The organism is Bacillus cereus group sp. BfR-BA-01524, from assembly GCF_022662595.1.
Classification (GTDB): Bacteria; Bacillota; Bacilli; order Bacillales; family Bacillaceae_G; genus Bacillus_A; species Bacillus_A thuringiensis_S.
In genome coordinates this window covers 14,020-31,469 of record NZ_JAKUDW010000016.1, presented here as the reverse complement: position 1 = coordinate 31,469, position 17,450 = coordinate 14,020, and the positions used below count along the sequence as shown (strand labels likewise).

The following is a 17,450-nucleotide window of genomic DNA, read 5'->3' as shown; positions in this document are numbered from 1 at the left end:
ATTTCGTAGATTAAAGCAGTACATATGACTGCACGAAAGTAAAAACATATAAATGCCAAATTGACAGTGCATTTCAATTAACATATTGAATACATGTCCAACAATCGCTAGAAAACTAGAGTTTTTTTAAATTATAGGCAAATACACATACAAAGTGATAATTGTCCTACATAAATTATAAAGGAAAGGTAGTTTGAATCTGAGGAAAGGGGTGCCACTTCGGGATAGGGATATCCCGATAGTAATTGTGAATGAAGTTATGAAAAGGTTTTGTCTTATAGGCTGTAGGATGAATTTGTAAACTTGATTTTTCTATTTATTTAAGCAATTGACAGTATTAACCCATAAGAGAGCGTCATGACGAACTGATTAGTGTGGTTAATCGGTTCTTTTTTTATAGTTTAAAAATGAAAAGTTTACATATTAAATATGAATCTGAATTGATTAGTAAGGCAGGGTGTCGAAATTTGTTTTAAAATATGCAATTTAAAGTAGGATAATAGGAAGGAGTTTAACCGGAGTTCCGTCGAAGTGTACAGAATGTCGGCATATAAGGGCAGCTGGCATTAGGCTATAAAACCATTTGGTGATGTAGTCATTTCATATAAAAGGGAGGGTTATTTGGGCGTATAGAAAAGGGTTGGTCTTCGCTTTGAGTTCTGAATTTTCTGTTTTATAAATATTTTTAAGCACTCATTTGTATATTTTATAATAGTTTTTTGATAAATTCACTGCTTTTGCAGAGGATTCTTTTTTATGAAAGAAACGTCAATTTTCTTCATATATATATACAAATTGGAGAAATGGGGGAGCGCTATGCGCGATTACTTAATTAAACCACTTGTTGGTCAGCCGTATCCAATGATTTCACATGGAAAAGGTGTTTATTTGTATGATCAAAATGGCAATAAATATTTTGATGGTTCGTCAGGAGCAATTACGGCAGGTATTGGGCATGGCGTAAAGGAGATTGCAGACGTTATTAAAAAGCAAGCTGAGGAGATTGCTTTTGTTTATAGATCACAGTTTACGAGTGAACCAGCTGAAAAATTAGCGAAGAAGTTAAGTGATTTAAGTGTAGGAGATTTGAACTGGAGTTTCTTTGTAAATAGTGGTACGGAAGCAAATGAAACAGCTATGAAAATTGCAATTCAGCATTTTCAAGAGCGAGGCATTCAAGGGAAACACAAAATATTATCAAGATGGATGAGTTATCACGGCATTACGATGGGTGCGTTATCGATGTCTGGTCACCCACTACGTAGACAACGTTTCGTATCTATTTTGGAAGATTATCCGACTATACCAGCTCCATATTGTTTCAGATGCCCTGTTCAAAAGGTATATCCAACTTGTCAGCTGGCATGTGCGACTGAACTAGAAAGATCAATTGAAAGAATTGGTGCAGAGCATATTGCTGCTTTTATTGCTGAGCCGATTATCGGAGCAGCTGGAGGCGCGGTTGTTCCGCCGAAAGACTATTATAAAGTCATTAAAGATATTTGCGACCATTACGATATTTTATTTATTGCGGATGAAGTAATGACTGGGCTTGGTCGTACTGGAGCATGGTTTGCGATGGAGCATTGGGGTGTAGAACCGGATATTATGACACTTGGTAAAGGGTTAGGAGCGGGATATACACCGATGGCAGCGACAGTTGTAAGTGATCGTGTTATGGAGCCAATATTACGTGGGTCACGTTCAGTAATGAGCGGTCATACGTTAAGTGCAAATCCATTGTCTGCAGCAACGGCTTTAGCTGTTATTGAATATATGGAGAAACATAATCTCCCTGAAAAAACAGCAGAAAAGGGAGAGTATTTAATAAAAGGCTTACAGAAAGTTCAGCAACAATCGACAATCATTGCTGATGTGCGCGGAAAAGGGTTGCTAATCGGAGTAGAATTGCAACCGTTTACAAAAGCGTCGGAGCTTATTTCAGTTGCAGCTAAAAATGGCCTGCTTTTATATCAAGCAGTTTCAGGGCAAGCAGGAAAAGAAGATAGTGCACTGCTTGTAGCACCGCCAATGACAACTACATATTCCGAGTTAGATGAATTACTTTCAATTTTCTCTAAAAGTGTGGAAGAGATGATGCAAAAAGGAGGGCATAGTATCGCATGACAACTATTACAAATACATTCGGTAAATTAAAAGAAATTGAGGAAGTAATTTCTTTGTTCCATGATGATATGACATTAATGTTTGGGGGATTTGGAGGGATTGGATCCCCTCCATCTTTAATACAGGCAATTTTAGAAAAAGGCGTTACAAATTTAAATTTGATTGGAAATGACACTGGATTTCCTGATGTAGGTATCGGTCGTCTTGTTACAAATGAAAGAGTTAAATCACTAATTACTTCTCACATTGGATCCAATCCAAATGCAGGAAGGCAACTAAACGAGGGAAGATTACAAATTGAGTTTTCTCCGCAGGGAACATTAGCGGAACGCATTCGCGCAGGTGGTGTTGGTCTTGGTGGTATTTTAGTTGATGTTGGTGTTGATACGATTGTGGAAGAGGGAAAACGAACAGTTGAAATGAACGGTAAGACATATTTAGTTGAAACAGCATTAACTGCTGAAGTTTCAATTGTATATGCGAAAAAGGCAGATCCGTTTGGTAACCTTGTATTTGACAAAAGTGCACGAAATATGAATCCTCACGTAGCAATGGCTGGGGATATAACAATTGTAGAAGCAGAAGAAATAGTCCCGCTAGGAAGTTTAGATCCAGAGGAAATTGTCGTTCCAGGTGTTTTCGTAAATTATATTGTACCGTCGGAAGGAGTGAACTGGAAATGGGTATGGGCGTAGAAGTGAGGGATAAGATTGCTAGGCGTGCGGCGAAAGAAATACAAAATGGTATGATTGTAAATTTAGGTATTGGCATACCATCGCTTGTACCAAATCATTTGCCTGACGATATAAATGTTATGTTTCATGCGGAAAATGGAATCGTCGGCATGGGACCAACGCCAAGTAAAGGGAATGAAGACGAAAACTTGTGTAATGCAGCAGGTTTACCAACTTCTCTTATAACAGGAGCGAGTTATTTCGATAGTTGCACAGCGTTTGGGATGATTCGAAAAGGTTTGCTAGATATAACGATTCTTGGTTCATTACAAGTAAGTGAAAATGGTGATTTAGCAAACTGGATTGTACCTGGAAAACGTGTTCCAGGTATTGGTGGAGCAATGGATTTAGCACAAAAAGCGAAGCGGGTCGTTGTTGTGATGAATCATGTTGATAAGTACGGAAATGCAAAAATTGTTTCAGAGTGTACATTGCCATTAACTTCAAAGAAATGTGTAGATTTAATTATTACTGATATGGCGGTCATGGAGGTAACTCCGAGTGGACTTATATTACAAGAATTAATGAGCCCATACACAGTAGAAGATATAAAACGACATACAGAAGCGGATTTTCAAATTAGTTCTAACTTACTAGTAATTGAATGAAGGGAGATGTAATATATGGAGCAATTAAAAAAGCAAGTTTGTGATTATATTGAGAGACATGAAGAAGAAAGTGTGAAATTTTTAAAACGATTAATTCAAGAAAAGAGCGTATCTGGTGATGAAAGCGGTGCGCAGGCGATTGTGATTGAAAAATTACGTGAATTAGGTTTGGACCTCGATATATGGGAGCCTTCTTTTTCTAAAATGAAAGATCATCCTTATTTTGTATCACCCCGTACAAGTTTTTCAGATAGCCCAAATATTGTAGCAACTTTAAAAGGAAGTGGAGACGGGAAATCTATGATATTAAATGGGCATATTGATGTAGTTCCAGAAGGGGATGTCAATCAGTGGGAACATCATCCTTATAGCGGTGAGAAAATAGGAAATCGTATATATGGCCGTGGAACGACGGATATGAAAGGCGGAAATGTCGCACTCATGCTTGCGATGGAAGCGATTATTGAATCTAGCATTGCATTAAAAGGAGACATCTATTTTCAAAGTGTAATAGAAGAGGAAAGTGGCGGAGCAGGGACATTAGCAACTATATTACGAGGATATAAGGCAGATGGTGTCATTATTCCAGAGCCTACTAATATGAAGTTTTTCCCGAAACAACAAGGTTCCATGTGGTTTCGTTTACGTGTAAAAGGGAAAGCTGCACACGGTGGAACGCGTTATGAAGGGGTTAGTGCAATTGAAAAAAGTATGTTTGTTATAGAACATGTAAGAAAGCTAGAGGAGAAAAGAAATAGTCGAATTACAGATCCGTTATTTAAAGGGATTCCGATTCCAATTCCAATTAACATTGGGAAAATTGAAGGAGGGAGTTGGCCAAGTTCTGTTCCAGATGAATTAATTTTAGAAGGAAGATGCGGTGTTGCGCCGAATGAGACTATAGAGGCGGCAAAAGAAGAGTTTGAGAATTGGATTGTTGAATTAAATGATGTGGACAATTGGTTTGTTGAAAATCCAGTAGAAGTAGAGTGGTTTGGAGCGAGATGGGTTCCTGGTGAATTAGAAGAGAATCATGAACTCATTACGACACTTCATCACAACTTTGTTGAAATCGAAGGGAACGAACCAATTATTGAAGCATCTCCGTGGGGGACTGATGGAGGTTTATTTACACAAATTGCAAACGTACCAACAATAGTATTTGGTCCAGGAGAGACGAAAGTAGCACACTATCCAAACGAATATATAGAAGTTGATAAAATGATAGCTGCCGCAAAAATTATTGCATGTACATTACTAGATTGGTGTGAGGTGAAAAAATGAAATACTATGAATCTTTTAGAGAACAGACGAATTGTTATACAGTAGAAGGCGTTTTAGATTATTTTAATAAGCGTATTCGGGTAGATCACTATACAGGAAATGTTGAAAGTATTATACAGACAATTGACGAACTAGCAGAGAAGCATTCTTTCACTAAATGTATTATTAAAGGAAAGGGAGAGCATGTTTCAACATGGCTCTCTTTCGGTTTTTTGTTGGAAGCAACGATACCTCATTATTTTCAAGGACACGATGCATACTTTTTTGTGAAATATAATAATGATGAAAGACGAAATAGTATGCATTGGACTGAGGAAGATACTATATTAAGCGGTGTAAAAGGAAAAGAAATAAAAGAAAAAGTAGTTCCAGAGAAATTTTTGCTGAGAAAAGCGAATGAAGAAGATGCAGAAGAATTAGCAACTGTATTCGGAAAAGTATTTGAAGTGTATCCGACACCTTTAAATGAAGCGAGTTATGTATTACAGACGATGAAAGAAGACGATACAATTTACTACGTATATGAATTTGAGGGGAAAATTATTAGTACAGCATCTGCAGAAATGAATATAAAAGAAGGGAATGCAGAATTAACGAATTGTGCTACTTTACCTGAATATCGTAAACATGGATTTATGAAAAGTTTACTAATTAAATTAGAGGAAGAGCTTCGAGAAAGATCTATTTTCTGCTCCTATACAATTGCTCGATCGCTTTCTTTCGGAATGAATGCTGCCTTTCATCAATTAGGCTATACGTATACAGGAAGACTGGCGAATAATTGCTACATTTTCGATAAGTTGGAAGATATGAATATATGGGTGAAAGATCTATCTAGCTATTCGAAAGCAGTAAAACTTCCGCCTCAAAATTCGGCTGTAAAGCAAAACAGTTAGGTGGAGCTGGGTGTTCGAAAAGCTGTACTAATTAGAATTTCGAGTTATCTAATGAAAATATAAAATTGGTCAAAATTATAGAACGGAATCGTCATGCTTACAATCGCACATAGGTGTGCCGAAAATTCGGCATGTAATTGCTGGATTTTCGGCAAGAGGGGGGATGACATTGCTAGCAGTTTCGACACAAGAAGTCATTGAAGCGATTTTGGGCAGTATTGATGAGGCTATACACGCTGTAGATGAGAATGGAATTACAATATTTTATAATTCTGTAGCTGCAAAACACGATGGATCGAAGATTGAAAAAGTGTTAGGGAAACATCTATTAGAAGCGTTCCCGTCTTTATCAAGGGAAACGAGTACATTGATGAAAGTACTAGATACAAAAAAACCTATCGTACATCAAGCACAGCATTATCAAAATTTAAATGGTGAAGATGTTTGTACAGTAAATACGACGTTACCTATTTTTATAGATGGGAATATTGCTGGGGCTGTTGAAATTGCAAAGGATTACTCTACAATTCAAAAACTTACTGACACAATTGTTGACTTACAGTCGAAAATAAAGCGATCATCTAGAAAAAAAGTGATTAAAAAGCATGCTGCATTTGAGACGATAGTGACAAATGATACGCGGTTTAAACAGACGAAAGAGTTAGCACAAAAAGTAGCACCAACAGACGCAAATGTTTTAATATATGGTGAAACAGGAACAGGAAAAGAACTGTTCGTACAAGCAATTCATGAAGCTTCTAAAAGAAAAAACAAGCCATTTATTGCACAAAACTGTGCAGCTTTACCAGAGTCGCTATTAGAAAGTTTATTGTTTGGAACGACAAAAGGAAGCTATACAGGAGCGATTGAAAGAGCTGGGCTATTTGAACTTGTTGATGGTGGTACATTATTTTTAGATGAACTGAATTCAATGCCTCTTGATTTGCAGGCAAAAATGTTACGAGTGTTAGAAGATGGAGTCATTAGAAGAATTGGTGATAATAAGACGAGAAAAGTAGATGTTCGTGTTATTACCGCAATGAACCAGCCTCCAGAAATATGTTTACGAGAGAATAAAATTCGCACTGATTTATATTATCGCTTAAACGTATTTTCATTATATATCCCACCGCTTCGTGAAAGAACTGAGGATGTACTATTATTAGCATCTTATTTTTTGAAAGAATATAATAAAAGTTATAAAAAAGGTGTACTTCAAATTGATGAGGAAGCGAAAGATAGACTGCAAGCTTATCAGTGGCCTGGAAATGTCCGAGAGTTAAAACATACGATTGAACATGCTGTTATTATTGCAGAAGGGAATACATTAACAGCCAATTGTTTACCACGTACATTTCGGAAAGAGAATTTTTCGAAGAAGAAGGGTATAATGCCACTTAGAGCAGCACTTCATCAAACAGAAAAAGAATTAATAGATCAAGCGTTGATTGAAACGGAAGGGAATATATTACAAGCCGCAAAAATGTTAGGTATCCCTCGTCAAACGCTTCAATATAAACTGAGCAAGTACGACAAAACCGCCGAATAATCGGCGGTTTTTGTGTGTTTGCACGAATAAAAGAGCGTTTACATATATAAAAAGTAATGAATATGATGTTAAGTATTGATTTCATACAACGCTTAAAAATATTTTTTCGCTTATGTAATAGGGTTCTCCGCACATTTACTTATCAACAATGTAAAGTTGGCATAACTATTGCTTATATAAAGGATGAGCGTATAAAAAGGGGGAATAGCAATGTTACATGATGTATACAAACCAAATCGTCACTGGAAGGATATCGAATTATGGAAAGATGTTACTGAAGAGCAATGGAATGATTGGGTTTGGCAATTAACGAATACGATCAAAACGTTAGATGACTTAAGAAAAGTAATTAACTTAACACCTGAAGAAGAAGAGGGCGTTAAAATTTCAACGAAAACGATCCCGTTAAACATTACACCGTACTATGCTTGGCTAATGAATCCTGATGATCCACGCTGTCCGATTCGGATGCAATCAGTACCGATTTCGGAAGAGTTATATAAAACAAAATATGATTTAGAAGATCCACTTCACGAAGATGAAGATTCACCAGTTCCAGGGCTAACACATCGTTATCCAGACCGTGTACTATTCTTAGTAACAAATCAATGTTCTATGTATTGTCGTTACTGTACACGCCGTCGTTTTAGTGGACAAATTGGAATGGGTGTACCGAAGAAACAATTAGATGATGCGATTGCTTATATTAGTGAAACACCACAAGTACGAGATGTATTAATCTCCGGTGGTGATGGACTTCTAATTAACGATAAAATTTTAGAATATGTATTAAAAAATTTACGAGAGATTCCGCATGTTGAGATTATTCGTATCGGAACGAGAGCACCAGTAGTATTCCCGCAACGTATTACAGAAAATTTATGTAACATTATTAAAAAATACCATCCAGTATGGTTAAATACACATTTCAATACATCTATTGAAATTACTGAAGAATCGAAAAAGGCATGTGAAATGTTAGCGAATGCTGGTGTTCCAGTCGGAAACCAAGCAGTAATTTTAGCTGGTATTAACGACAGCGTTCCAATTATGAAAAAACTTATGCATGACTTAGTAAAAATCCGTGTACGTCCATATTATATTTATCAATGTGACTTATCTGAAGGTATCGGTCACTTCCGTGCACCAGTATCTAAAGGTCTTGAAATTATTGAAGGTTTACGTGGACACACATCTGGTTATGCTGTTCCGACATTCGTTGTTGATGCGCCAGGTGGAGGCGGTAAAATTGCACTTCAACCAAACTATTTAATCTCACAAAGTGCAGATAAAGTTGTACTTCGTAACTTTGAAGGTGTTATTACGACGTATCCAGAGCCAGAGAGCTATATTCCAGGAAGAGCGGAAGGATACTTTAAAGAGATTTATCCGAACTACGAAGAAAAACGTTCAGATGTTGGTATCGCAGGTCTTATGAGCGATAAGAAATTTAACCTCGTTCCAGACGACTTACAGCGTATGAACCGTCGTAAAGACTATGAAGATAATGATACTCATGCATCTTTAAAAGATAAACGTGATAAGCGCGATCAATTAAAAGATAAAAAATATCAAGCACAAATGGCTAAATTAGAAGAAAACGACAAAAAAACTGAGGGTGATGCAGTATGAATTGTATGTGGTGTGACAGTACAGAAGCGAAAGAAAGCTTGAATACTGTATATTGGGAATTACCAGATGGTACGAAAGCCATTGAAATCCAAAAGACACCATGTATTTCTTGTTCCTCGTGCGGGATGGACTATCAATCAGACCATACAGTAAAAGAAATTGAAGATCAATTATTTTTAATTTATACGAAAGATTTACCAAAACAACTAACATATGAAGAATTAATGGGAAGACCACGTCTATTAAAAAGAAATTATTTCGACTTTTAACCAGCTTTTATGCTGGTTTTTTTCTTTTTTGCCTTGTATAATGTACCCAAGTTAGAAAGGTAGGGAATATTTTTGAAAAAAACATTTTACCATTATATGATGAAGCATCGTGCAGCTTTATTTAGAAATGAAATTTCAGATTTAGCAGAGGCGATGTATGATGATTTAAGTTTTCCGAAGCAATCTGAAGACTATGATGAAATTAGTTCATACTTAGAGTTGAGCGGAATGCTAGAAAGTATGTCTATATTTGATGAAGCCTGGGATTTATACATACAAGATAGATAAAAACTATTTGAAAACATACAGAATACATTACTTTGTTTAAAGTGAAGTATTCTGTATGTTTTTTTATACGAAATTTGTTGATTTGAAGCTAGTCTAGTTACTAGCTTTTTTTGAGTGTAACGTAAATTTTATAAGATTATAATTTTTATTGAAAAAATTTATGAATATAAGCTTCTGTGATAAGCGTTTTTATGTAGGTTGCATATACTGATATCAAAATCACGACGTCAAAAAAAGGAGAGATAGAGATGGCAAGAAAAAAACAACCTAAATACAACGTAGGGGACATAGTCGTGATTACGCTATATGGAACCGTTGGGAAAATCACAAATATGAAGGTTTTAGATGGAGTTTATGTATACGAAGTCAATAATCACGATGGATTTTACGTAGAGCAAACATTGCAGCACGTTACAGAGCAAGATATGAAAAAGGGCGATACGGAGTGGATTGAATTAAATTATAATTTCACGTTTGGTGATCTTGTGCAAGTAACTGGATATGATAAAGATGTTTTCCGTATTGTTGGTTTTCGTACAGAAGTATGGAGATATAAGAATGACGCCTGGGAAGATACAATTTATGAATTGTCACGGATTACGGATGGTGAATGGTTAGAAGCGGATGAGTCAGATTTAACGTTACTTGCGAATGCTCAAACGGCAAATGCAATTTTGAAGAAACTGAAACAAGATAAAGCAGGTATGAATAAATTAGATTTAGGTAAGTTAAAGTCAATTAACAACTCGAAAAAAGTGAGTGTTAAGACGAATCGTCAAGAAATCATTGATGGGTTACTTGATATTTATAACGATTATCAATTATTGTTCGATACATTTAAAGATGAAGAATATAAAATTGTAATGGATGTTGTTCATAATTATTTAGTTAAATTGACAGAGAAAAAATAGTTAACTAGAAAGAGAGAATAAATTGAACAACAACATATGCAGTATAAGGTATGCCTACAACTATTAAAAAAATAAAAAGCCACTTTATAAGAGAGTCTGCCCATTGATCTTCATGCATGAACTCTTCTTTTGTTTGTCCTACTTCATATTGATTTTCCATTATTATTTCCCCCTTTGAATAGCTTGTACTACAATCGTATGCATCTCGTCCAAAGCTTATGACCTATAAAAAAATAAAATCTATTTTTCTAATCTCATATACATAATTTTGAGATTTTTTCATAAAACAGAAATAAAGGAGTGATGCTCATGAAGGAAATTGAAGTCGTGATTGATACGGAAGAGATTGCGGAGTTTTTTTATGAGCAACTAATTGAAAGAGGGTACGTCCCAAAACGAGAAGAAATTGAAGATCTCGCAGATATTACATTTGAGTATTTATTAGAGAAATGCATGATTGATGAAGTTTTTGATGAAGAGGATGAATGAAAGTAACGACGGGCATAACTCGTCGTTTTTTACTCTTTACAAACCTGTCACAAATATAGTCAATAATTATTGGTATAATGAAAAGGAAATTTTACTCAAGAGGTGAAGGGATGTTCAAAAAAATTATTGATTCTTTATTAGGAAAGAAAAAATATCGTTCGTATTCAAGTAGTGATTATCGTCGTAGAGGGCGCTCTTATTCAAGTAGCGATTATAAACGACGTTCATCTGGTTATGGACATCAACATTATAAAAGAAAACGTAAAAGCCGTAGCTTCTTTTCAAGTAGCTGATGAAATGGCGTCGTGTACTAGCATTATTTGATAGACCACTGCGAAAAAATACAATTGTTGCAGAACGTTATAAAATTGAATCAGTAATTGGAATGGGCAGTTATGGGGTTACATATGTCGTTAATGATTTACAAATAAATAGATATAAAGTCTTAAAACAATTAAGACAAAGTAAACAAAGATATGAGTCTGGTAGAAAATCATTTGAACAAGAGAAAATGATTTTACAAACATTGAATCATCATACAATTCCTAGTCTATATGATCATTTCATATGGGAGAAAAAGAGCTTCTTTGTGATGGAGTACATGCCTGGTAAAAATTTTGAAGATTATATTTTCATAGATGGGTATGTATATACAGAACGTGAAGTTTTTGAGATTTTATATGAAATATTAGAAATTGTATCGGTGTTTCATAGTGAAGGCATTATTCATCGAGATTTACGCATTCCAAACATACTAATGAAAGAAAATCAAATTAGTATTATTGATTTTGGATTGGCTAAATGGAAAGGTGAGGATGATGAGCGAGCTACAACTTACGAAGGTGAACAAGCTTTGATGCGAGAAGTTCACTTTCGTAGCGACTTTTATGCGCTCGGTCATTTCTCATTATTTTTATTATATGCAGGATATGAATCTAATGAAAAACAGGAAAAACCATGGTACGAAGAATTAACTTTGGAAAATTATAATCGCGAAATTCTTATGAGAATGTTACAAATAAAAACGCCGTACTATGAGAATGTACAAGATTTAAAACAAGATGTAGCTTCTGTTTTAGAAAGGATGGAGACTCCATGTTTCAAAAGTTTTTAGCAAGCGTTGGTATTGGAAGTGCAAAGGTAGATACTGTTCTTGAAAAAGATGAGTATATTGTTGGGGAAGAAATAGTTGGAAAGGTTCATATAACTGGAGGTTCAGTTAGCCAACAAATTGAAAGCATTTACTTAACATTATCGACGTCGTATGTACGAGAAGTGGATGATAAAAAAGTAACAGCAACATATGATTTAGAGCGAGTACGCTTAACAGAACCTTTTTCTGTAGAACCGAATGAAAAAGTTGAAATTCCATTTTCTTTTCCAATGCCAATTGAAGCACCACTTACACTTGGTATGAAAACGGTTTGGATTCATACAGGTCTTGATATTAAACGTAGTATAGACCCAAGTGACCGCGACTACGTTCAAGTGTTACCCAATGCATTATTAAGTAGTGTTTTAGATAGTGTAAATGAATTAGGGTTTAAAGCACGTCATATAGAATGTGAAGAATTACCGCATCGATTACGTAAGCAAGTTCCATTCGCACAAGAATTTGAGTTTATTCCGGTTTCTGGAGAGCATTATGGGAAATTAGATGAATTAGAATTATTAATCTTGCCATGTGCATACGACCGACTAGAAATTATTATGGAAGTAGATAGAAAATCCCGTGGTTTAGCTGGATTATTCGCTGAGGCGCTTGATCTTGATGAGAAGGTGATTCGTTTTACCGTAACAAGAGAAGATATCCCTGAGATGAAGCAAAAAATTAATAATTATATTTTTTAATAAACTATGCATAAAAAAGAAATGGAGAGGAAAACTAAAACAACCGCTCCATTTTTTTGCATAGTGAGGTTATGTATGTGAAACGATATCGACATTTATACTTGCTAAGTTTTACGTTACTCATTTGTTTTGTCGTATTATCACTTTCGTATCATACCGCTTGTATTGAGAATTTTGACAATATAGTCGCACATTTTATTCAAAGCTTTCGAAACGATTATTTGACGACCTATTTTACTTGGGTGTCTTTTATCGGTTCCAAAAGAATATATTTTCCATTACTCATTATTCTTGTAATGTATTTTCTCGTTAGAAAAAAGTTGCTTAGTGCGTTACTTCTAACAATTAATTACTACGGAGCTCGTTATTTAAACAGTATGCTTAAACTATGGTACGAACGAGCAAGACCTGATGTCACGCAGCTTGTTACTGCGACTGGATATAGTTTTCCGAGCGGTCATACGATGAATGCTACTGCTTTTTTAGGATTTATTGCATACGTCACAATTACTGAAGATCGTATTTCGTTGCATAAAAAATTATTAATTATTCTTATAGCAAGCTTTGTTGTATTATCTATTTCAGTTAGCCGAATATATCTTGGCGTGCACTATCCATCTGACGTATTAGCAGGATGGGCAGCTGGCGGTAGCTGGCTCGTTTTATGTGTTATATTTCATAAAACGTTCATAAAAAAAGAACCTATGTCATAATAGGTTCTTTTTTCATTGGCTCAACATGAATGTGTGCATGGTAAATTCCAAACTTTTTGCGAAGCATAGCCTCGATATTGTCAGTAATACAGTGACTTTCTCCAACATCCATACGAGCATCTACTTCAATTGTAATATCAACGTACGTTTGATTCCCGTACATACGTGCTCGAATATCTACAATGTTTTCCACACCGCCAATATGCTCAATAGCATCAGCGTATTCTTCCATTTTATCAGGATCAATTCCATCTGTTAGCATATGAGAAGATTCTACGAAAATCTCCCATGCAGTTTTACAAATAATAAGACCGACAATTAAAGCGGCAATAGGGTCTAAAATAGGCATTTGGAACTGAGAACCGACAATACCTACTACAGTACCAATACTTACGAGTGCATCTGATAAATTATCCTTTGCAGCGGCTTCTAATGATTTACTTTTTGTTCGTGCTGCAATTTTTTTCGTATACAAATACACGCAGTACATAACGACAGCAGAAAATAAAGCAACCCATGCAGCGAGTACATTAGGTGCTGCTTGTTTCGGATTTAAGAAAGATTGAATGGCACTAATAACAACTTCTAATCCGACTGTTGCCATAATGAAGGACGCAACAAGTGATGCGATTTGTTCGGCCCGCGAATGCCCATACGGATGATCTGGGTCACGAGGTTTACGAGATATTTTTAGACCAATTAATATCGCTAAAGAAGCACCGATATCCGTTAAGTTATTTAAACCGTCAGCACGTAATGCGCTAGAGAGGGTAATATAACTGATGATGATTTTCATAGAGGATAAAAATATGTAGGCCATAATGCTGACAATAGCACCTTTATCAGCTTCTTTATGAGAAAGAGTATCCATTTTAATCACTCACCTTTCTTTAAAGGAATTTCTTTCTATAAATAGAGTATCAAACGAAAGTCGTGTGGGTCTATACAAACATTGTTGACGTTTTATAGCTTTTTAAGAAGGGGATAACAAAGTTTCGTGAAGGAAAAATATGTTGAAAAGTACAAAGTCAGGGTGTAAACCGAATTGGAGTTTATTTACTAAAGAGATAGGAGGGTAGATGGATGAAGAAACGAATACTTTTCTTACTATGTATTATTCTTATAATGACAAGGTGTAATTCATTAAACGATGAAAAACGTCAAAAGATAAGTGTGAAAATAGATGAAAGCCCTCTGAAAAATATTTTCCAGAGGGCTTTTATTTTAGTATGCTTCTAAAAACTCAGTAACTTGCTCTTCAGTTTTTGCGTTAGCACTATGTAAGTGGCCTAACTTCTCACCATTTTGGTATACAAGTAAACTTGGAATACCCATTACTTGATACTCTTCAGCGATACTTGGAAACTCATCTTTATTAATAGAATACCATTCAAATTTATTGAACTCTTCCATTACATCTCCGATAAAGTTGTCCATACGTACGCAATCTGGGCACCATGTAGTAAAGAACTTAACAACTACTGGCTCCTCGCTTGCGATGAGGTCTTTGAATTCTTGTTCTGTTTTAATTTCTTTCATAAGTAAAACTCCTTTCAATATCACACGAATTTATATGCAAAATTCGTATTTGCAAACATGTTGCAAACTTATTATTTGTTTTTTAGTTTTGTAGTTCGTTCACACTTATAAAATTGTATGTAACATGACTGCGCTACTAAGTGTGAAAATAACGGAACCTCACTTTTCTTTATAAGCTTTTTCCAGGATTGTGTCAAACTTTTGAATTTTATACAGAAATTAAAGAAGCCCACACTTTGATTGAGTATGGGCAGAGTGACTAAAATTAATCGCTTATTAATTTCGAATAGATATTTAAATCGATAAGCTTTCCAGCTGATTTTTCGCTCTTTCTCAGAGTACCTTACAAAAGTAAAGTTTAATTTTTCTAATACTTTTATGGAATTTACATTTGCAGGTTCAACTTTTGCTTCAACACGATATAGTTTTAGATGTGTAAAAGCATAATCTAATAAAGAGGATATTGCTTCAGGTGCATATCCTTTACCCCAAAATGTTTTTGAAATATCATAGCCAATCTCAGTCTTTGAGTTTTCAAAATCTAAGGAATTATAGCCACATGAACCGATAATGTGATTAGATTCTTTTTCAATAATAGTAAAACGTATAGCTTTATTATTTTGAGCGAGTTCGTTAAGGAATTGAATCATATCTTTTGCCTGGTTCTCATCAGTGAAATTACTTATATTCATGAATTTAGTAACATTAGGATCAGACCATATTTTAAACATACTTAGTGAATCAGATGCTTTCATTTTCCTTAAATATAATCTCTGTGAGTGTAGTTCTGTAATCAATACTTTTACCTCCGTTATGTTGTAATGATAGGTAGATTAAAAATATTGATATCTGCGCATAATTCAGTCCCTTCTAGATTAATTAACTTTTATTATACAAGAAAATAACTACATTGAACAAAAGCGTTAATTGGAGGTAACGAAATGACAAACTCATCAATTGAATATTGCGTTCAGTGTGATTAAGAAAGTGGTGTATAAAGATGGGACGAGATGAGAGTTACTTCCAAACTAAAAAAAGAGTAAATAATTTAAAAACATTTTACATTCATTTAACCATCTACATACTAGTCAATCTGATGCTTTTTTTACTTTTTAAGTAGTGAATTAGCTATTTTTTATTCTATAAAGAAATAACTCCGAAGCTCATATCCTTTCATGATAATATAAAGTGAAGAGGAGGGCCTTCCCTTTAATTATTAGTACACACTAATCAGGTTTTACGGGTAGTTAATTTTTTATCTAACTTCCCCGTATGTACTGAATTTTAATGTGGAAATGTTCGTTAATAGGAGATAAAAGAAAAAAGAGGATATATGAATGCTTGTATTAGGTTTTATGTTAATTGGTTTAGGTATTTTTATTGTTTGTCTGACTGTAATTGATGGAATCAGAGAGACAAAGGAACATGGTTTCAGTGGGTTTAAAGATTTTATTATTATTGTGCTGGTGCATATTATAGAAATAATCAGTGATTTATGGGGATTCCAATTGCTATTCATATTGATAGGATTGGTTTGCATCGGATTTGGCGTTGCTATTTTAACAGTAGAATTGTATTAAAAGATAAGTAAAGGGCATCTAATTAAGATGCCTTTTTATTTTAATTACAAAAATTGAATAAGGTTAGAAATTATATGGTTGTAATGGGAATTGAGGGATATGAATAAAAAATTTTATCCCGCATTAACGGGCAGTAAGCCCCCACTGATTAAAGTTTCACTTTATTAGGGATTTGCCTTAAACATTTATTACAGTCAAGAATATTTATAATAATATGAACTAAAAAAGGTCCAATTTTTGTAATGTTGGAGGGGATTATTGTGGACATAACTCAAAGCGTATCAAGAATAGTGGTTAATGGGAAAGACCTTTCTTTCACTTCAGTTCAAACCTCTGCATGGAATCATGGACCTGTAAATGATTTAATCGTTACGACGAATCAGAGAGTGAATGAGCTTTATCAATTCATGTGGTCACAAGTACCGGTTACGATTTCGGTATATTTCCTTCAAGGAGCGGATTTACTTAGGTTTGTTAGGGTTGCGGGAATTAATGAGCGTGTAACAGGAGAATATGTATATCATTTCATTTGGTGATAAGAAGGAGTCAAAGTAGTCTAGCAGCTACTTTTTTATTTTGTCATTTGAATATAAGCGAGCGGACTAGCTTTATAGTACCCACTGAAATAAAGAATCATAATATAATTTGTAATAACTTATACGGAAGTGAGTTGAAAATCATGTTTTATTCATATTTTAATTCTGAAACTGGTATGCGACCAGCGTATGGTACATCTATAACGTATAGTGGAGCACAAAGTACAATCCAAGCTATTCAACAAGCATTGCAAATGCAACAACAATTGCAAATGCAGCAGCAAGGTGTACAACCGTATTATTCATCCGTAGAGTATTTTTACCCAGTACATCAAGTTACACCGTACGGAAGTTCTTTTCTGACTATTCCATATGGGACTGTATACAACTTATAACTAGTAAGGAATGAAGTGGTGTATATAAATAAGGGTGCAGGTTAATAGC

At 34.9% G+C, this 17,450-nt stretch carries 21 protein-coding genes and 2 pseudogenes; 19 read left to right on the top strand and 4 right to left on the bottom strand.

What is annotated here, in order from left to right; genetic code table 11:
• Positions 1-816 precede the first annotated feature (816 nt).
• The 10 genes from MR170_RS07890 to MR170_RS07845 all read left to right on the top strand — a co-directional run bounded on the left by MR170_RS07890 (position 817) and on the right by MR170_RS07845 (position 10,298).
• The gene (locus MR170_RS07890) at positions 817-2,127 is read left to right on the top strand and encodes an aspartate aminotransferase family protein (RefSeq protein WP_001205877.1); all 1,311 of its coding nucleotides are present in this window, start codon (positions 817-819) and stop codon (positions 2,125-2,127) included.
• Positions 2,124-2,822 (top strand): acetate CoA-transferase subunit alpha, encoded by a 699-nt coding sequence (gene atoD / locus MR170_RS07885; RefSeq protein WP_016081751.1) that lies wholly within the window; start codon positions 2,124-2,126, stop codon positions 2,820-2,822. Before MR170_RS07890 ends, atoD begins: the two co-directional genes overlap by 4 nt.
• Positions 2,807-3,469 (top strand): CoA transferase subunit B, encoded by a 663-nt coding sequence (locus MR170_RS07880; protein WP_000525277.1) that lies wholly within the window; start codon positions 2,807-2,809, stop codon positions 3,467-3,469. Before atoD ends, MR170_RS07880 begins: the two co-directional genes overlap by 16 nt.
• A gap of 15 nt (positions 3,470-3,484) precedes the next feature.
• A complete protein-coding gene (locus MR170_RS07875) occupies positions 3,485-4,753 on the top strand; it encodes a peptidase (RefSeq protein ID WP_016081750.1) in 1,269 nt (422 codons plus the stop codon).
• On the top strand, positions 4,750-5,649 hold the full coding sequence (ablB, locus tag MR170_RS07870; protein ID WP_043936532.1) for a putative beta-lysine N-acetyltransferase: 900 nt from the start codon (positions 4,750-4,752) through the stop codon (positions 5,647-5,649). Before MR170_RS07875 ends, ablB begins: the two co-directional genes overlap by 4 nt.
• 163 nt (positions 5,650-5,812) lie before the next feature.
• Positions 5,813-7,198: an arginine utilization transcriptional regulator RocR gene (gene rocR / locus MR170_RS07865; RefSeq protein WP_080681755.1), complete on the top strand. Its 1,386-nt coding sequence runs from the start codon at positions 5,813-5,815 to the stop codon at positions 7,196-7,198.
• Positions 7,199-7,408: 210 nt separating this feature from the next.
• On the top strand, positions 7,409-8,830 hold the full coding sequence (kamA, locus tag MR170_RS07860) for a lysine 2,3-aminomutase (protein WP_000902145.1): 1,422 nt from the start codon (positions 7,409-7,411) through the stop codon (positions 8,828-8,830).
• Positions 8,827-9,099, top strand: a complete 273-nt coding sequence (locus tag MR170_RS07855; RefSeq protein WP_000995766.1) for a YokU family protein — start codon at positions 8,827-8,829, stop codon at positions 9,097-9,099. The genes kamA and MR170_RS07855 overlap by 4 nt, the downstream gene beginning before the upstream one ends.
• Before the next feature lie 72 nt (positions 9,100-9,171).
• Positions 9,172-9,387, top strand: coding sequence for a YozE family protein (locus MR170_RS07850; protein WP_000750717.1), 216 nt, complete (start codon positions 9,172-9,174; stop codon positions 9,385-9,387).
• A 248-nt stretch (positions 9,388-9,635) separates the two neighbouring features.
• Positions 9,636-10,298 (top strand): hypothetical protein, encoded by a 663-nt coding sequence (locus MR170_RS07845; RefSeq protein ID WP_000101498.1) that lies wholly within the window; start codon positions 9,636-9,638, stop codon positions 10,296-10,298.
• A 4-nt stretch (positions 10,299-10,302) separates the two neighbouring features.
• Here MR170_RS07845 and MR170_RS07840 read toward each other — a convergent pair whose 3' ends face one another.
• Positions 10,303-10,458 (bottom strand): DUF3930 family protein, encoded by a 156-nt coding sequence (locus MR170_RS07840; protein ID WP_000431486.1) that lies wholly within the window; start codon positions 10,456-10,458, stop codon positions 10,303-10,305.
• A gap of 149 nt (positions 10,459-10,607) precedes the next feature.
• Here MR170_RS07840 and MR170_RS07835 point away from each other — a divergent pair, with 149 nt between their 5' ends.
• From MR170_RS07835 to MR170_RS07815, 5 genes are all read left to right on the top strand, one after another.
• A complete protein-coding gene (locus tag MR170_RS07835; RefSeq protein WP_000658451.1) occupies positions 10,608-10,787 on the top strand; it encodes a YozD family protein in 180 nt (59 codons plus the stop codon).
• Between the two features lie 110 nt (positions 10,788-10,897).
• Positions 10,898-11,080 (top strand): hypothetical protein, encoded by a 183-nt coding sequence (locus MR170_RS07830; protein WP_000473371.1) that lies wholly within the window; start codon positions 10,898-10,900, stop codon positions 11,078-11,080.
• Positions 11,080-11,901, top strand: a complete 822-nt coding sequence (locus MR170_RS07825; protein WP_242307878.1) for a serine/threonine protein kinase — start codon at positions 11,080-11,082, stop codon at positions 11,899-11,901. Before MR170_RS07830 ends, MR170_RS07825 begins: the two co-directional genes overlap by 1 nt.
• Positions 11,883-12,638, top strand: coding sequence for a sporulation protein (locus tag MR170_RS07820; protein ID WP_029442235.1), 756 nt, complete (start codon positions 11,883-11,885; stop codon positions 12,636-12,638). The genes MR170_RS07825 and MR170_RS07820 overlap by 19 nt, the downstream gene beginning before the upstream one ends.
• Before the next feature lie 77 nt (positions 12,639-12,715).
• Positions 12,716-13,351 carry a phosphatase PAP2 family protein gene (locus MR170_RS07815; RefSeq protein WP_242307877.1) on the top strand — a complete coding sequence of 212 codons (636 nt, stop codon included), beginning with the start codon at positions 12,716-12,718 and terminating at the stop codon, positions 13,349-13,351.
• On the opposite strand, the gene MR170_RS07810 is transcribed toward MR170_RS07815, so the two are convergent.
• From MR170_RS07810 to MR170_RS07800, 3 genes and pseudogenes are all read right to left on the bottom strand, one after another.
• Positions 13,341-14,222, bottom strand: a complete 882-nt coding sequence (locus tag MR170_RS07810) for a cation diffusion facilitator family transporter (RefSeq protein ID WP_000380385.1) — start codon at positions 14,220-14,222, stop codon at positions 13,341-13,343. The two genes, MR170_RS07815 and MR170_RS07810, sit on opposite strands and share 11 nt — an antisense overlap.
• A 353-nt stretch (positions 14,223-14,575) precedes the next feature.
• A complete protein-coding gene (locus tag MR170_RS07805) occupies positions 14,576-14,890 on the bottom strand; it encodes a thioredoxin family protein (RefSeq protein ID WP_016081745.1) in 315 nt (104 codons plus the stop codon).
• A gap of 265 nt (positions 14,891-15,155) precedes the next feature.
• Positions 15,156-15,687, bottom strand: a pseudogene (locus MR170_RS07800) (GNAT family N-acetyltransferase).
• Positions 15,688-15,890: 203 nt separating this feature from the next.
• Here MR170_RS07800 and MR170_RS07795 point away from each other — a divergent pair.
• From MR170_RS07795 to MR170_RS07780, 4 genes and pseudogenes are all read left to right on the top strand, one after another.
• A pseudogene (locus tag MR170_RS07795) lies at positions 15,891-16,001 on the top strand (2TM domain-containing protein); the annotation flags it as partial.
• Between the two features lie 226 nt (positions 16,002-16,227).
• Positions 16,228-16,470, top strand: coding sequence for a hypothetical protein (locus tag MR170_RS07790; RefSeq protein ID WP_016081744.1), 243 nt, complete (start codon positions 16,228-16,230; stop codon positions 16,468-16,470).
• A gap of 260 nt (positions 16,471-16,730) precedes the next feature.
• On the top strand, positions 16,731-17,006 hold the full coding sequence (locus MR170_RS07785; protein WP_000355695.1) for a hypothetical protein: 276 nt from the start codon (positions 16,731-16,733) through the stop codon (positions 17,004-17,006).
• A gap of 143 nt (positions 17,007-17,149) precedes the next feature.
• Positions 17,150-17,401, top strand: a complete 252-nt coding sequence (locus MR170_RS07780) for a DUF3947 family protein (protein ID WP_053564577.1) — start codon at positions 17,150-17,152, stop codon at positions 17,399-17,401.
• The last annotated feature ends 49 nt before the right edge of the window (positions 17,402-17,450 follow it).

Bases quoted from the DNA above. Each gene is read 5' to 3' on its own strand.
- MR170_RS07890 (WP_001205877.1), top strand. From the start codon at position 817: ATGCGCGATTACTTAATTAAACCACTTGTTGGTCAGCCGTATCCAATG.
- atoD (WP_016081751.1), top strand. From the start codon at position 2,124: ATGACAACTATTACAAATACATTCGGTAAATTAAAAGAAATTGAGGAA.
- MR170_RS07880 (WP_000525277.1), top strand. From the start codon at position 2,807: ATGGGTATGGGCGTAGAAGTGAGGGATAAGATTGCTAGGCGTGCGGCG.
- MR170_RS07875 (WP_016081750.1), top strand. From the start codon at position 3,485: ATGGAGCAATTAAAAAAGCAAGTTTGTGATTATATTGAGAGACATGAA.
- ablB (WP_043936532.1), top strand. From the start codon at position 4,750: ATGAAATACTATGAATCTTTTAGAGAACAGACGAATTGTTATACAGTA.
- rocR (WP_080681755.1), top strand. From the start codon at position 5,813: ATGACATTGCTAGCAGTTTCGACACAAGAAGTCATTGAAGCGATTTTG.
- kamA (WP_000902145.1), top strand. From the start codon at position 7,409: ATGTTACATGATGTATACAAACCAAATCGTCACTGGAAGGATATCGAA.
- MR170_RS07855 (WP_000995766.1), top strand. From the start codon at position 8,827: ATGAATTGTATGTGGTGTGACAGTACAGAAGCGAAAGAAAGCTTGAAT.
- MR170_RS07845 (WP_000101498.1), top strand. From the start codon at position 9,636: ATGGCAAGAAAAAAACAACCTAAATACAACGTAGGGGACATAGTCGTG.
- MR170_RS07840 (WP_000431486.1), bottom strand. From the start codon at position 10,458: ATGGAAAATCAATATGAAGTAGGACAAACAAAAGAAGAGTTCATGCAT.
- MR170_RS07835 (WP_000658451.1), top strand. From the start codon at position 10,608: ATGAAGGAAATTGAAGTCGTGATTGATACGGAAGAGATTGCGGAGTTT.
- MR170_RS07830 (WP_000473371.1), top strand. From the start codon at position 10,898: ATGTTCAAAAAAATTATTGATTCTTTATTAGGAAAGAAAAAATATCGT.
- MR170_RS07825 (WP_242307878.1), top strand. From the start codon at position 11,080: ATGAAATGGCGTCGTGTACTAGCATTATTTGATAGACCACTGCGAAAA.
- MR170_RS07820 (WP_029442235.1), top strand. From the start codon at position 11,883: ATGTTTCAAAAGTTTTTAGCAAGCGTTGGTATTGGAAGTGCAAAGGTA.
- MR170_RS07810 (WP_000380385.1), bottom strand. From the start codon at position 14,222: ATGGATACTCTTTCTCATAAAGAAGCTGATAAAGGTGCTATTGTCAGC.
- MR170_RS07805 (WP_016081745.1), bottom strand. From the start codon at position 14,890: ATGAAAGAAATTAAAACAGAACAAGAATTCAAAGACCTCATCGCAAGC.
- MR170_RS07790 (WP_016081744.1), top strand. From the start codon at position 16,228: ATGCTTGTATTAGGTTTTATGTTAATTGGTTTAGGTATTTTTATTGTT.
- MR170_RS07780 (WP_053564577.1), top strand. From the start codon at position 17,150: ATGTTTTATTCATATTTTAATTCTGAAACTGGTATGCGACCAGCGTAT.